Source organism: Labilibaculum euxinicum (assembly GCF_963678175.1).
GTDB classification, from domain to species: Bacteria; Bacteroidota; Bacteroidia; order Bacteroidales; family Marinifilaceae; genus Labilibaculum; species Labilibaculum euxinus.
This window is the reverse complement of the sequence record NZ_OY782756.1, coordinates 1585872-1600265: the sequence shown is the minus strand read 5'-3', so window position 1 is coordinate 1600265 and position 14394 is coordinate 1585872. Positions and strand designations below refer to the sequence as shown.

12 protein-coding genes and 1 riboswitch are annotated in these 14394 nt (G+C 35.9%); of the genes, 5 read left to right on the top strand and 7 right to left on the bottom strand.

Translation table 11 applies throughout. The features are described 5' to 3' along the window. The first annotated feature begins 3 nt into the window (after positions 1-3). Genes xseB through ACY0M5_RS06735 form a run of 3 tightly spaced genes read left to right on the top strand, consistent with a single transcriptional unit; the run spans position 4 to position 3526 of the window. Positions 4-204, top strand: a complete 201-nt coding sequence (gene xseB / locus ACY0M5_RS06745; protein WP_124992293.1) for an exodeoxyribonuclease VII small subunit — start codon at positions 4-6, stop codon at positions 202-204. After that, positions 197-1621, top strand: a complete 1425-nt coding sequence (gene dacB, locus ACY0M5_RS06740; RefSeq protein ID WP_461631228.1) for a D-alanyl-D-alanine carboxypeptidase/D-alanyl-D-alanine endopeptidase — start codon at positions 197-199, stop codon at positions 1619-1621. Before xseB ends, dacB begins: the two co-directional genes overlap by 8 nt. Positions 1622-1660: 39 nt before the next feature. After that, positions 1661-3526, top strand: a complete 1866-nt coding sequence (locus tag ACY0M5_RS06735) for a sensor histidine kinase (RefSeq protein WP_461631227.1) — start codon at positions 1661-1663, stop codon at positions 3524-3526. Between the two features lie 52 nt (positions 3527-3578). On the opposite strand, the gene ACY0M5_RS06730 is transcribed toward ACY0M5_RS06735, so the two are convergent. The 6 genes from ACY0M5_RS06730 to trxA (ACY0M5_RS06705) form a co-directional block, all read right to left on the bottom strand. Then, the gene (locus ACY0M5_RS06730) at positions 3579-4838 is read right to left on the bottom strand and encodes a hypothetical protein (protein ID WP_461631226.1); all 1260 of its coding nucleotides are present in this window, start codon (positions 4836-4838) and stop codon (positions 3579-3581) included. Between the two features lie 144 nt (positions 4839-4982). Beyond that, positions 4983-5600, bottom strand: coding sequence for a thiamine diphosphokinase (locus ACY0M5_RS06725; protein WP_461631225.1), 618 nt, complete (start codon positions 5598-5600; stop codon positions 4983-4985). Positions 5601-5653: 53 nt separating this feature from the next. Further along, positions 5654-6244 carry a nicotinamide riboside transporter PnuC gene (gene pnuC, locus ACY0M5_RS06720; protein ID WP_461631224.1) on the bottom strand — a complete coding sequence of 197 codons (591 nt, stop codon included), beginning with the start codon at positions 6242-6244 and terminating at the stop codon, positions 5654-5656. A gap of 54 nt (positions 6245-6298) precedes the next feature. Beyond that, a complete protein-coding gene (locus ACY0M5_RS06715; RefSeq protein ID WP_461631223.1) occupies positions 6299-8764 on the bottom strand; it encodes a TonB-dependent receptor in 2466 nt (821 codons plus the stop codon). 63 nt (positions 8765-8827) lie between these two features. Then, a riboswitch (TPP riboswitch) is annotated at positions 8828-8924 on the bottom strand. A gap of 88 nt (positions 8925-9012) precedes the next feature. Further along, positions 9013-9456 carry a thioredoxin gene (trxA, locus tag ACY0M5_RS06710; RefSeq protein ID WP_124992299.1) on the bottom strand — a complete coding sequence of 148 codons (444 nt, stop codon included), beginning with the start codon at positions 9454-9456 and terminating at the stop codon, positions 9013-9015. A 259-nt stretch (positions 9457-9715) separates the two neighbouring features. Beyond that, the gene (gene trxA, locus ACY0M5_RS06705) at positions 9716-10075 is read right to left on the bottom strand and encodes a thioredoxin (RefSeq protein WP_461631222.1); all 360 of its coding nucleotides are present in this window, start codon (positions 10073-10075) and stop codon (positions 9716-9718) included. Positions 10076-10268: 193 nt separating this feature from the next. Between trxA (ACY0M5_RS06705) and ACY0M5_RS06700 the strand changes: the two genes are divergently transcribed. After that, on the top strand, positions 10269-11717 hold the full coding sequence (locus ACY0M5_RS06700) for a CCA tRNA nucleotidyltransferase (RefSeq protein WP_461631221.1): 1449 nt from the start codon (positions 10269-10271) through the stop codon (positions 11715-11717). 123 nt (positions 11718-11840) lie between these two features. Beyond that, positions 11841-13289, top strand: a complete 1449-nt coding sequence (locus ACY0M5_RS06695; RefSeq protein ID WP_156196408.1) for a monomeric [FeFe] hydrogenase — start codon at positions 11841-11843, stop codon at positions 13287-13289. A gap of 48 nt (positions 13290-13337) precedes the next feature. Here the strand turns inward: ACY0M5_RS06695 and ACY0M5_RS06690 are convergent, their stop codons facing one another. Further along, positions 13338-14393 (bottom strand): endonuclease/exonuclease/phosphatase family protein, encoded by a 1056-nt coding sequence (locus ACY0M5_RS06690; protein WP_461631220.1) that lies wholly within the window; start codon positions 14391-14393, stop codon positions 13338-13340. Position 14394 lies beyond the last annotated feature (1 nt).

Here is a 14394-nt window from a genome sequence, read left to right as displayed (position 1 = left end):
CAAATGGCTAAAAAAAAGACAAGCTACCGCGATGCAATTACCGAAATTGAAGAAACCATTGCTTCCATCGAAAATGACGAGCTGGATGTGGATGATTTATCGGAAAAGGTGAAACGGGTTTCGGAACTTCTTGTAATTTGCAAAGAGAAGCTTCACAATACAGAAAAAGAAGTTGAGAAAATTTTAAATGAGATGGATGAATAAATTACTGCTTGTTTTCATTGTTTCCTTATTGGAAATTTCTTGTGAAGCTCAAAAACCCGGGTCTAATAAATTACAGACTTACGTGAATGAGTTTGTATCGGACAGCTGTTTTTATTCGGCCGGAATAGGAATTGTAGTCTCGGATGTGAAAACAGGTAAAAATTTAGCATCGAACCAAGCTCATTTGGCCTTGACTCCCGCATCAACACAAAAATTAATTACAACAGCTGCTGCCCTGGAGATTTTAGGAAGCAATTATCAGTTTACAACGCAAATTGAAACCAACGGAGAACTTCTTAAAAACGGAACTCTTGCCGGAAACCTGATTGTAAAAGGTTTTGGAGATCCAACACTGGGATCGAAATATTTTGAGAACGAAAAACCAATTGAGCAACTTATTGTGGAAAAGATAAAAGCTCTTGGCATCCGAAAAATTCAAGGAAAAATACTGGCTGACGACTCTTATATTGAAGCCAAAATACCAGCAACATGGATCTGGGAAGATATTGGAAATTACTACGGTGCAATTCCCAACGGACTTAGCTTTCATGATAATATGTACAGCCTGTTTTTTTCATCGGGAAAAGCCGGCACTGCAACACAATTGACAAAAACAGAACCGCAAAACACAGGATTGTTTTTCGACAATCAGGTAATCAGCTCAGCTGTTAATCGCGATTTGGCCTATATTTTTGGAGGAAATACCAGTAATCAGCGAAGAATTGAAGGCAGCATTCCACAAAACAGAGCCCAGTTTAAAGTGAAAGGTGCCCTTTTGCAGCCAAAAAACTGTTTAATCGAATCTCTGAATCAATCATTTCTGAAAGTAGGAATCTCAATCGAAAACAAGGTTTTTCCGGCTAAAGAAAGAAGTTTGCTTCTTAATTTGAATTCTCCGAAGCTGAAAGATATTATAACCCTTACCAATCAAAAAAGCATCAACCTTTTTGCCGATCATCTGCTTTTCGAGATTGGAGCAAAAGAATCAGGAAAGGCAAGCTGGGAAAACGGGATTGAAGCTGTTAAAAATTTCTGGAATCAAAAAGGTCTTCCCACAAAATACCTGTCGCTGTATGATGGGTGCGGACTCTCCCACTTCAACGCTGTTTCTGCAGACTTTTTCGATCAGGTTTTAAGAATCATGTATCGGAGCAGGTATTCAAATGAGTTTAGCTCTTCATTGCCTGTTTCCGGGATATCAGGGACTTTAAAATCATTTGGCCGGAATAGCGATCTGCAAGGGAACTGGAAGGCTAAAACCGGCTCGATGACCGGCGTAAGAACCTATTGCGGCTATCTGACAACAAAATCAGGGAAAGAATATGGAGTAACAATTTTAATTAATAATTATTCCTGCTCATTATCTGCTGTAAATATTAAACTTTTAACTCTTTTAAATCAGCTTTATAATTCCTAACTTCAGATTGCATCTGTTTACTGATTTAATTTGATGTTTATGAGAATTACAAAGCAATATTTTTCAATTGTACTCCTTCTTTTCATCTTCTGTTTTAAAGGTTTTTCCGCTAATCAGAAAGATATTTTAGTCTTAAATTCCTACCACAATGGTTTAAGTTGGACCGACTCCATCGTATCAAGTATCAAGCGGGAATTTTCAACCAAATTATCCTATTCTATTTACATAGAGGATATGGATACAAAAAGATATTTCCCGCAAAATTATTTGAATTTGCTTGCCAAATTTTATCAGGAAAAATATAAGAATAAAAAATTCGACTTAATTATATCTACAGACAACAATGCTTATGATTTCTTATTAGAATATAAGAATCAGATTTTTGGATCTGTACCTGTATTGTTTTGCGGTTTGAACTCAACTATTGACGTTCCGAAAGGATACAGCGGAGTTTTCGAAAATATGAATTTTTGTTCTACCATTCATCTCATTAAGGAAAATCATCCTAAATTTTCAGAACTTGTTATCGTCAGCGACAAAACCACCACAGGAAAAGTCATGGCACAATTTGTTGAAGATGATATCAAAAACATGGAAGAATTGATTCCTTACAGAATCATTCAACCGGATAATATGCCGAATCTTCAAAAAGAACTCTCCTCGCTGGATAAAAATTCGATTGTTTTATATCTGCTTTACAATAGAGACTCTGAAGGGAAGTATTATACTTACGAAGATAGTTTTAGAGAAGTAATACCTTATTGCAAGGTGCCAATTTACTGTGTTTGGGATTTTTACATGGGTCACGGGGCTGTAGGAGGCACATTAATTACCGGTAGAAATCAAGGAAAACAAGTTGCTGAAATGGCAAAAAGAGTCCTATCAGGTACTAGTATAGATGATATTCCTTCGCAAAAGGCAAAATACGAGAATTGTTTTGACTACAAACAACTTACTCAATTCAATATTGACAGATCGAAACTCCCTAAAGATTCCCGTATTATAAATGAACCATACAGTTTTGTCCGCGAAAACAAAGAAATTGTTATTCTAACCCTAACAGTATTGATTCTTCTTACAATTATTATCATTGTGATGACTATTAATATGCATTTACGGAAGGTTCGTGCTCAAAAAGAAAAAGCTCATTTGCTGGAAATAAAAGCCAATCACGAAGAACTAAAAATTGCTAAAGAAGCAGCTGAGGAATCAAGTAGATTGAAATCGGCATTTTTAGCCAATATGTCGCACGAAATCCGAACTCCAATGAATGCCATTTTGGGTTTTACCGATCTATTGGCCGGGGATGATGTAGAAAAAGAAAAACGTACCCGCTTTATCTCAATTATTCAAAGAAACACAAAACACTTGCTTCGCTTAATCAGTGATATATTGGATATCTCGAAAATTGAGACCAATCAATTAAAAATTGTGAAAAACAAATGTGTTCTGGATAATCTATTCGTAAATCTGAATGAAATTTACGAAGCCATACTTGACTTGCATGATAATAAAAATCTTTCCATCATAACTACAGTTCCTGACGATAAAAGCATTTCTGAATTCAATACTGATACAATGCGCTTGGTTCAGATTTTCAATAACTTAATCGAAAATTCTATAAAATTTACCAACATCGGAACAATTGAAATTGGATATGATATTAAAGGAGACTTCCTCCGGTTTTTTGTAAAAGACACAGGAATCGGAATATCTGAAGACAAACAAAAAATTATTTTCGACCGTTTCCGTCAGGCTGATTTAAATGCAGATACAAGAACATACGGAGGTACCGGATTGGGATTGGCAATCAGTAAAAGTCTGGTTGAACTTTTAGGAGGCGAAATATGGTTTACCTCGAAACTTAATGAGGGAACCACTTTCTACTTTACCATTCCGTTTTAAAAATAAAGGCAGACATTTCTGCCCGCCTTCTGTATCTAATTCAATTCCTAATTTAAAAGAAATAGTACAAGCCTACCGAAATTCTTGTATTTCCTACCCAATGGGTATTCTCAACTTCTGCTTTCTCAGTAACGTCGCCGTAAGAGGCGGCTGTATATTCTACTTCCAATTCCATCTTTAAATTCTCGAAACGTTTCGCAACCCGTGGCGCAATACGATACAATTCTCCAATATCTTTTCCCCGGCTATAAATCATACCTGAAATAACCTTATCATCGGCACCCATATTTTTGGAATAACCGGCATGTAAAGCCAACTCAAAATTATTTCTAAGGTAAGAAATATCAGTCCATGTACCTAAAACCTTTATTCCAGTATAACTGGCCTCATTAGTCATAGGATTTAAACTTTTCGCTGCATATCCACCTAACATTAACACATCAGTTAAGTTGGTTCCATAAGTAGCTTGAGTCTTAAAAGTAATTGGTTTTAAATTCAATTTATAAGATGCAACCACCGCCCACGACGAAAGAGTTTCATCATTCTTCCATTTAGTTAAATTACCATCTTCTAACGATCCGGTTGTACTTGTTAAAGATGGTTTGATGTTTTTAAACTCTCCACTTAGTCCAAACACATGCTTTCCTGCATAGTAATGAACCAGTCCCTGAAGAATAGGCAATCCTGAATTTCTTAAATATTTGTTACTCGCTCCATCGGGTCCGGTACTTGTATAATCACGCTCCGATGCAATAGCGGCCAGTAATTTCCAATGCTCCGTTTTGTAAGTGAAACGCAACTGAGGATTACGGGCAAAAGCTTTGAATGGCAATCCGGCATTGGCACCAACTGTCGTTGGAAAGATTTCAGCATCAAATAATGGTGACCATGTTTGTCCTATTAACAAAGAAGTCTTTCCCCAATCCAAATTTACAAAAGCGTGACGCAAACGCAATCCATTCACATCCGATTCTGCATTGCCGATAAACTCTGCTTCCAATAAACCATTGGTCTTCGCTCCTAAAATTTCAGGCCCTGCAATTTTTGCATTTACACGCGACTGAATAACAGCCATATTATAAACGCCGCCTTTGTTCATGTCTTTTCCGCTTCCATCTAAAAGTTCATCTTTTGGATATAGCAAGATAAATCCCTCACGGGCACTAACCGTCTGACGGGTATCGTAGGTAAATAAAGAGTGCACATAGCCTCCAAATTTAACTGAAATGTCTTGTTTTTTCTCTTGTGCTTTACCGGTAGGAATGCCAACAAAGAAAAGCATTAAAAGTAGTAGGTAGTTAATTTTTTTCATAGATCTTATTAGTTTTTTGCGCCACAAAGATATACAGGAATATTAGTTTATAAGAATATTATAAAACAGCTTTTCATTCCTGTATCCAGAACAAAAGGACTTCAAAATAAAATCAAAAAAACAACTACTAATCAGTTAGATATATTAATATTCCTGATAAACTATTAACGGACCGCCTTCAAATTCAATTCGGAAACTGTCCCCCATCGATTCATTTAGGGTTCCCTGATTCATCAGTTCCAGTTTTTGCTCTGTTAATGCATATCGTAAGTTGGCTGTAGAAATTAGAGTCTCCGTGTTTGGAGAAAATATTGAAACTTGCTGACGGGTGTAACTGTCGAAGTTTTTTGAGCGGAGAATAGGTGTAAAACAACCATAATCGGTAAGCATTTTTACACGAATTTTTTTTGCATATTGTGGCAGTAGAAACACATTTCCAATCATATGATCGTCACGCTGTCCGGTTGCTCCAACAATAGTAACCTGAGAAAATTTATTTTCCAGACACCAATTAATGGCTTTGGTTAAATCATTACTGTCCTGATTGGCAAAATGGTGAATGATATCGCGGTATTTCCATTTCATTTCCGGATTTAAAGAATCCAGATCGCCTACAATTGCGAAAGGCTCAATTCCCGCTTCATCCAATTTATTAATTGCTCCATCGCAGCAAACAATATATTTTGAGGATTTTAATTCGTTTAAAGGAATTTTGTGTGTAGGGAATGAACCATTAGCCAGAATTACCGCTTTCTTTTGCATGCTTACTTAATCTAAATCTTTCAGAATTTGAATTTTATCAAACACAAAAGTAATTATTCGCGGGAAATTGCTTCAGTATTAAGCATATCTTTTTTCCATTGAATATATCCTACCACTGCCAAAACAGTATAAAAAAAGAAAAGAACAGAGGTTGGATACAATCCTTTATAGATATACAGCCCCAAAGAAACCGCATTTACAATTACCCAAACCAGCCATTGCTCTAGAATTTTCCGCGCCAGCATCCAGGTAGCAACAATACTCAAGGCTGTTGTGAAAGCATCCCAATATGGAATAGAACCATCGGTAAAAGTTACCAATATATATGAGATTACCACATAAATTAACATACTGGCTCCGAAAAGAATTAAAAACAATTCCTTCGATAATTTGCTTACTGGAAGTTCTTTCTGACTAGTTCCTTTCGACCAAACAATCCAACCGTAAATACTAATAAAAACATAGTAGAATTGAAGAGACATGTCGGCATACAACTTGGCAATAAAAAACACATAAATGTACATCACCGAGGTTAAAAGCCCAACCGGCCACAACCATTTATTCTGTTTGATTTCTAAAAAAAGAAAGATTAAACCGGCAACGGTTCCAATTATTTCAATGATATTATCAACAATCCAATTCATGCTGTTAGAATATATTTTGCAGGGACACAATATGCTGTGTCCCTGCAAATTTATTTAAAATCTTACTGTTACGCCAGCAAGAAAGTTAATTCCTGCTTGTGGAAAATACCCATCCATTTTATAACGTGTACCTCCTGTATTGTAACTATAAACCCAAGCATTCGACTCATACTCCTCATCGAACAAATTATTTACCTGAAGATGTATTCTCATACTTTTGAATATATTACTTTTTATATCGTATGATAAATTCAGGTTTGAAACAAAGTAAGCATCCAATTTACGATCACTACTTGATGTATTATCGATAAACTGCTCATCAACAAACTGAGAAGATAACTGAGCGGTAAATCCTGATTTTTGGTATGTAAACATCGAATTAGCAGTTACTTCAGGAGAAAAAGCAAGCTTTGTAGTACCTAAACTTGTTGCAATTTGACCTCCGTTATCCCAATCATCAACATATTCTGTAAAATTCTTAATCTTATTTCTGCTTAAAGTGATATTTCCACTCCAGTCAAATTCTTTAGAAATCTTCACTCCCCCACTAAACTCAGCTCCCATTCTGTAACTATCCGCAACATTTACCATAATGGCACTTCCAACATCATTAATTTGTCCGGTAAGTACCAACTGATCCTTATAGTCCATGTAGTAAAGGTTTGCCTCAAAGAATACATTTGAACGAGTAAATTTATAACCAAATTCGTAATCGAATAAACGTTCACTTGTTGGTGTCTTTCCTAGCTCAGCATCGGTATAATTACTTCTGTTAGGCTCTCTGTTTGCAACTGCAAGAGAAGCAAAAAATCTGTTAGAATTATTCAATTGTAGATTTAAACCCAATTTTGGATTAAAAAACACAAAATCATGCTTCTGAGTCAGATCGCGAAAATCATCATCAATTCCTTCAATTTCATAATTAATACCACGTACCTGCATATCTGCATAAATGCTAAACTGTTCGGAGATTGCAATGTTGGCTTTTAAATATGTATTGTAATCTGTTTTGGTTCCTGTACTTGAATAATACTCATGATCAAGGAAAGTATCACCGGCATTTTTCATCCAACGAATTTTACCATAATGATCACCCTCATATTTATTCAAAGCACCACCCCAAACCAAATCAACAGTAGAGAAAGAATGACTCAAAGAAAAAACAGTTCCATAAAAATCATTATTCAACCATTTTCTTCTGATCACATCTGTTTTGGTGATACTTTCACTTCCAATTACAATTGGATCTAATCCATATTTACTCAATTTATCGTTTGGTTTAAACTGCTCATAGTATCCTTCACCATGCGTATAATGCAAGCCAATATTCAGTTTTGTGTTTTCTGATAACAAATGAGTTAAGAATAATTGCGAATGTTTCTGCCAATAATTATCGGTTTCATTCTTGTAGGTATACAAATTGTAAGTTCTGCTATCTGAAGCTTTCATAAAATCAACAGCCTCCTGACTTAGTAACCAGTTATCTGCATATTCCTGCATTCCAGCCTCATCATTGTTTAATCTCACACTAGGAACACCATTCCATGCTTGATAAGTTTGCTCTTTTCCTGCAAAAAAATTGGCTTTAATACTTGTTTTTTCGCCATAGTATCCTCCTGAAAGAAAAACAGATTGCAAATCAGTTTTCGCTCTATCAATGTAACCATCAGAAGTAATTTTAGATAAACGTGCATCGAAAGAAAATCCATTCTTTCCTAGTCCTGTTCCAACTTTAACCGTATTTTTAAACGTATTAAATGATCCGGCAGAACTTGCAATTTCAGCATATGCTTCCGAAGCAACTTTCGAAGTTTGAAGATTTACTGTTGCACCAAAAGCAGCTGCTCCATTCGTAGATGTACCCACTCCACGCTGAATTTGAATATCTTCTACCGAAGATGCAAAATCAGGCATATTTACCCAATAAACACCATGAGATTCAGAATCGTTCAAAGGAATACCATCAATGGTTACATTAATTCGATTCGCATCAGTTCCTCTTACTCTAAATCCAGTATAACCAACTCCCGATCCGGCATCCGATGTCGTTACAAACGAAGGTGTAGACGATAAAATCATGGGAATATCCTGCCCTAAATTTCGAGCAACAATTTCGTCCTTTTTCACATTGGTGAGAGCTACTGGTGTTTTACGATCTGCACGGGTAGCAGCAACAAGAACCTCATCGGCCATAATGGCAGATGCTTCCAAATTAAAGTCAATTTCTTCTGACTTAGCCAGCTTCACTTCTTTTTGAGCACTTTCATAACCCAAAAATGAAACCACAAAACTGTAGTTTCCTTCTTTTAAATTCTGAAACCTGTATGTACCATTCGAACTGGCAACGGTTCCTAAATAAGTTCCCTTTACTGCTATTGTGGCACCCGGAAGTGCTTTTCCTGCTTTATCGGTAACTTTACCAGTTACGGTAAGTTGAGAGAATCCGATAAAACATACAAATTGCAATAAAATTAACACTGCAGCTCTGCGCAAAACACAGTTCATCTTTCTTGTAAACATTGTTTATAAGTTAAAACGTTAATAATATATTGCAATGAGGTTGTAATAAGATCAGGTTAGCGAAAAGTTAATTCGCAATTTTCCCTACGCCGGCATTATCCGGATCAGGTTTAAAGGGTATGATCTCAGCCTGTTATTTAAGGCACCCCACTGTGATTTTGCGACAAAGGTAATCGGAAATAGTTCAAAAACAAAAGAGCCGGCTAAATGCCGGCTCTTTCTAAAACCTAAACTTTCTTTTTTCAACCCTATTTAATTGATTCAGGTGCATTAACACCCAAAACATCCTTTATAGCTTTTACGAATGTTTCTTTTGGTAAAGCTCCCTGTGCCATTGTTGGCTTTCCTTTAACAGGAATAAACAAAAAACTTGGTATGCTTTTAATTCCAAATGCCCCGGAAACCATTGGCGATTTATCGGTGTCAACTTTGTAAATCTGAATGTCCTGGCCATATTCCTTTTGAAGCTCCTCAAGCACAGGCGCAACACGTTTACACGGACCACACCATGTTGCATAAAAATCAACGATTACAGGTTTATCCCCCTTAAAATTCCATTCTTTACTATTTGTAAAATCAAATACCTTCTCCTTAAAACTATTATCATCCAAGTGGATGACTTCATTTGCTGCCTGGGAAAATGCACTTAAGTTTATCATTGTTACAAAAAATGCAAAAAATATTTTTTTCATGTGTCTAAATTTGTTTTTTATTGCCAAATAGCCTGTCCCGAACTTGTTTCGGGAGAACTCGCCAACTTAGTCATCCTCATGTGTGAGAAAAGTCTTCTCATGGCGCGTTTCATCTTTGTTTCTTTACAAAGGTAACCCAACAAAAGAACACCCCCTAGTTCAACTTCTTTTTTTATTATTACTCTCTTACAAAAATGATACTTTTTTCAAAACCATCATTATTATTCAGGAGCTTTAACAAAACTTTAAGTCTCAAATATTATTCACCTACACCAAGAACTTCGGAAAACGCCTGCTTAAAGGATTCTTTTGACATAGCACCCTGTGACATTTGTGGCTGCCCATCTGTAGGAATGAACAACAAAGAGGGAATACTCTGAATTCCAAACATTGATGCCAACTCACGTTCTTTTTCAGTGTCAATCTTGTAAATATCCAGATTATCACCATACTCTTCCTGTAATTCCTCTAAAATAGGAGCAACAGCTTTACATGGACCACACCAATCCGCATAAAAATCAACCAAACAAGGTCGGTTCCCTTCAAACTTCCAATCTTTATTTTCTTCGAAATTAAATACTTTCGCTTTAAATGTCTCTACTGTCAAATGTTCTACCATAACTTATAATATTAAAATAACACAATCATTTTACATGTATAAATATATATATTTACATCTTACAATTTGTGTGCCAGATTCAAAAAATGCTTGTTTTTATAGATTCCATCTAAATAATTGTAATTTTGTCAGCGCAATGAATCAGGGATTTATGATTTTAGGCTCCTGAAGCACATGATTTAGAGTAAACTGTTTGAAAAAAAGTAAAGTGAAAGAACATTTAAAACACCCTATATTTTCAATTATTTCCAAAATTGTAACCCGTGAAAATCTCGAGAGTTATGTAATTGGAGGTTTTGTAAGAGATTTATTTTTACACCGGGAATCAAAAGATATTGATATTGTAGTTATTGGAAGCGGTATTGAACTAGCCCAAAAAGCAGCAAAAGAAGCCGGCATATCAAAAGTTTCTGTTTTTAAGAACTATGGAACGGCAATGCTAAAGTACAAAGATCTGGAAATTGAATTTGTTGGTGCCAGAAAAGAATCTTACAATCGGGATTCCAGAAACCCTATTGTTGAAGACGGCACACTCGAAGATGATCAAAAAAGACGGGACTTCACCATTAATGCTTTAGCTCTTAGCCTGCATCAGAATAATTTTGGAGAGTTGCTCGATCCATTTAATGGAATTAATGATTTAAATAATAAAATCATTAAAACACCAATGGAACCAATAATAACATTCTCTGATGATCCTTTGCGAATGATGAGGGCAATACGTTTTGCGACCCAACTTAATTTCACAATATCGAAGGAAACTCTTGAAGCTATTCGCACCAATAAGGATCGAATTAATATCATCACAAAAGAAAGAATTATCGAGGAATTAAATAAGATAATTCTTTCAGATAAACCTTCTATCGGATTTAAGCTGCTGGATGAAACAGGCTTGTTAAAATTAATATTTCCTGAATTTGTTAGACTAAAAGGACGGGAAACCAGAAAAGGAATCAGTCATAAAGACAATTTCTACCATACACTTGAGGTTCTTGATCAATTAGCTCCAAAATCAAATAATCTTTGGTTGCGATGGTCGGCTTTACTGCACGATATTGCCAAACCGAATACCAAGAGATTTGTGGATGGAATTGGATGGACGTTTCATGCTCATAATTTTATTGGCGAGAAAATGGTGCCTGGTATTTTTAAGAAAATGAAATTACCCTTGAACGAGAAAATGAAATTTGTTCAGAAAATGGTACTTCTTCATATGCGTCCCATCGTATTGGCACAAGAGGTGGTTACCGATTCTGCAATCCGAAGATTGCTGTTTGATGCCGGCGATGATGTAGATCAACTAATGAAATTATGCGAAGCCGATATCACTTCTAAAAATGAAGAAAAAGTGAAAAAGTTTCTCGATAATTTTCAATTGGTACGAAGGAAACTAAAAGAGGTGGAGGAAAAGGATTCTGTTCGTAACTTTCAGCCACCAATTGACGGACAGGAAATTATTGATATTTTTAATTTATCGCCATGCAGAATAATTGGCGATATTAAAATGGCTATAAAAGAGGCTATTCTTGATGGAGTAATTCCCAATGAACATGATGCAGCCTATCAGTTTATGCTGAAAAAAGGAAAAGAACTGGGACTTGAACCCATAAAAAAAAGCAACAAAAAAGAACCTTTGGATTAGTCCAAAGGTTTTTTTAAACTTACAACCTTTGCATGCTAAACAGCATCATATAATACAATAATAATATCTATTTTTGCGGCCTGAAAAAAAGAAGAAAACACCCCACTAATAAAGTATTCAGGAATGGCATACGTTGACAATACAATGATAATCAGAAGAGATCTTCTGGCAAGAATGGCAGATCTTTTTAATGAAGGGAAATTAATGGAAGGACTTGATAGAATTCCTCTTGAAATGGCCCCACGCAGAAGCCCTAAATCTGATCGTTGCTGTATTTTTAAGGAACGTGTAATCATTAAAGAAAAATTGATTCCACTTTTAGGTTTCGATTTGGATGAATACACAGACGAACTTAAAACTTTGGCTTCGTATGCTGAAGAAGCACTTGAAAGAAAAAACCCAATCAACAAAATATTGACGGTTGTTGATGAGGCATGTACTTCTTGTGTAAAGAATAGTTACATCGTAACCAATCTTTGCAAAGGTTGTGTTGCACATCCGTGTATGATGAACTGTCCTAAGGAATCCATCAGCTGGAATGCAAACGGTCAAGCTCAAATCAATCCCAAAACCTGTATTAATTGTGGTATTTGCATGAGTGTTTGCCCTTATCATTCCATTATATACATGCCTGTACCTTGCGAAAATGCTTGTCCTGTTGGCGCTATCACCAAAGATGAGTATGGTATTGAACGGATTGATGAAGATAAATGCATTGATTGCGGCAAATGTATTACGGCTTGTCCTTTTGGTTCAATCATGGAGAATTCTCAGATAATAGATGTGATGAAATCCATAAAAGAGGAAGAGCAAGAAACCGTTGCCATAGTTGCTCCTGCTGTTCTTGGACAATTCCACTCTAAAATAGAAAATGTATTAGGAGCTATCAAGAGATTGGGTTTTACAGATGTAATAGAAGTCGCTAAAGGTGCAAATGTAACTACTGAAAATGAGGCCGACGAATTACTGGAACGTCTGGCTGCAAAAGCCCCTTTTATGACAACTTCCTGCTGTCCTGCTTATGTTTCTGCTGTAGACAAGCATATACCCGAAATGAAAAAATACATTTCGCATACCAAGAGTCCGATGTATTATGCAGCAGAGATTGCCCGAATAAAATATCCAAAGGCAAAAATTGTATTTATTGGACCATGTATTGCCAAACGCCGGGAAGGAATGAATGATCCGAACGTAGATTACGTAATGACGTTTGAAGAATTATCGGCTCTTTTTAAAGGTTGGAAAGTTGAGATGGAAATGGAAAATTCAATAAATCTTGACAAAAGTATTTTAAATCACGGAAGAGCTTACGCCGCAAGTGGTGGTGTGGCGCAATCGGTACTTGAACTTAAGCCTTACGTAAACATTAAACCTGTAATTGTAAATGGTCTTGACAAAAAGAAGATTAATATGCTGAAAGCATTTGCTAAAACAGGCAAAACAAGCGGTAATTTTATAGAGGTAATGGCTTGTGAAGGTGGTTGTATTTCCGGTCCAAGTTCAAATTTCGATCCGAAAACAGGTAGTAAATTATATGAAAAGAACCTTGCTGAAATTATTTCTGCAGAATAAAATAAATAAATTATTAAAATGGCTGCCAACATCAATTGACAGCCATTTTTATTTCCTCCACAAATCAAGAATAATAGGAAGATGGTCACTAAAACCATCATTAAATTTATATCCAATAAAACTTCGAAAAGGTTTTTCTCCAAAATAAGTATTGTCTGTTTCCAATAAGAATTCGGGTTTAAAAAGACTCATATTATCTGGATCACAATACAAAAAACCAGACTTATTAAGCAAAGCTCCTGATACAATAAATTGATCGAGCATTCCCCATTTCCCTTGATATTTATGACTCCCTATTCCTGTTTTGTTTAAAAATGAATAAGCCAAATTGTACAATTTATTATTGCAAATTTCTTTCTCCGGGGATAGAGCATTCAGCTCAGTTTGTAAAGATCTGTTATCCGGATAATCATTAAAATCGCCCATTATTATAATCAAGGGATTGCCGTTATGATTAACAATTTCAGATACTTTTCCTTTCAACAAATGTGATGCTGATATTCTTCTATTCTCGGACTCCAGCTGGCCTCCCCAACGCGAAGGCCAGTGATTTACAAAGACATGCAAAGTATCATCTGTATTTGTTTTCCCCTTTACATAGAGGATTTCCCGGGTAGTTGAGATTGAATCTCCATCGTAAATCAATTTAATAAATGTCGTATCGATGGGATGAAACGTTTCAGGCTGATAAATTAATGCCACATCTATCCCTCTCCTGTCCGGCGATTCGCGATGAATAATTTGATATCCTGCTTTGTTCAGATATCCAATTTTAAACAAACCATCTAAAACAAATCGGTTCTCAACCTCACAGAGTCCAATTAAATCGGGAAACTCCCAGCCACCTGCCGCTAAAATTACCTTAGCCACTTTTTGTGATTTTTTCTGATATTTTTCCCATGTCCAATTTCGCTCTCCCCTTGGAAGAAATTCATTATCCAGCGTAAGGCTGTCATCAAAACAATCAAAAAGATTCTCCACATTGTAAAACATCAACCTAAAATCACCTCGTATTCCTTCCTCCGATCCATCGATGACAGATTGCGCCAAACTAATTCTCGCACACAAGAACAGGCAAATGATTAGGATTAGAGAAAACTTCATA

What these genes read in the sequence shown, in the direction of transcription:
- ACY0M5_RS06730 (WP_461631226.1), bottom strand. Translation starts at nt 4,838, where the DNA reads ATGAAAAAAATTAACTACCTACTACTTTTAATGCTTTTCTTTGTTGGC.
- trxA (WP_461631222.1), bottom strand. Translation starts at nt 10,075, where the DNA reads ATGGTAGAACATTTGACAGTAGAGACATTTAAAGCGAAAGTATTTAAT.
- ACY0M5_RS06725 (WP_461631225.1), bottom strand. Translation starts at nt 5,600, where the DNA reads ATGCAAAAGAAAGCGGTAATTCTGGCTAATGGTTCATTCCCTACACAC.
- ACY0M5_RS06715 (WP_461631223.1), bottom strand. Translation starts at nt 8,764, where the DNA reads ATGTTTACAAGAAAGATGAACTGTGTTTTGCGCAGAGCTGCAGTGTTA.
- xseB (WP_124992293.1), top strand. Translation starts at nt 4, where the DNA reads ATGGCTAAAAAAAAGACAAGCTACCGCGATGCAATTACCGAAATTGAA.
- trxA (WP_124992299.1), bottom strand. Translation starts at nt 9,456, where the DNA reads ATGAAAAAAATATTTTTTGCATTTTTTGTAACAATGATAAACTTAAGT.
- ACY0M5_RS06695 (WP_156196408.1), top strand. Translation starts at nt 11,841, where the DNA reads ATGGCATACGTTGACAATACAATGATAATCAGAAGAGATCTTCTGGCA.
- ACY0M5_RS06735 (WP_461631227.1), top strand. Translation starts at nt 1,661, where the DNA reads ATGAGAATTACAAAGCAATATTTTTCAATTGTACTCCTTCTTTTCATC.
- dacB (WP_461631228.1), top strand. Translation starts at nt 197, where the DNA reads ATGAATAAATTACTGCTTGTTTTCATTGTTTCCTTATTGGAAATTTCT.
- pnuC (WP_461631224.1), bottom strand. Translation starts at nt 6,244, where the DNA reads ATGAATTGGATTGTTGATAATATCATTGAAATAATTGGAACCGTTGCC.
- ACY0M5_RS06690 (WP_461631220.1), bottom strand. Translation starts at nt 14,393, where the DNA reads ATGAAGTTTTCTCTAATCCTAATCATTTGCCTGTTCTTGTGTGCGAGA.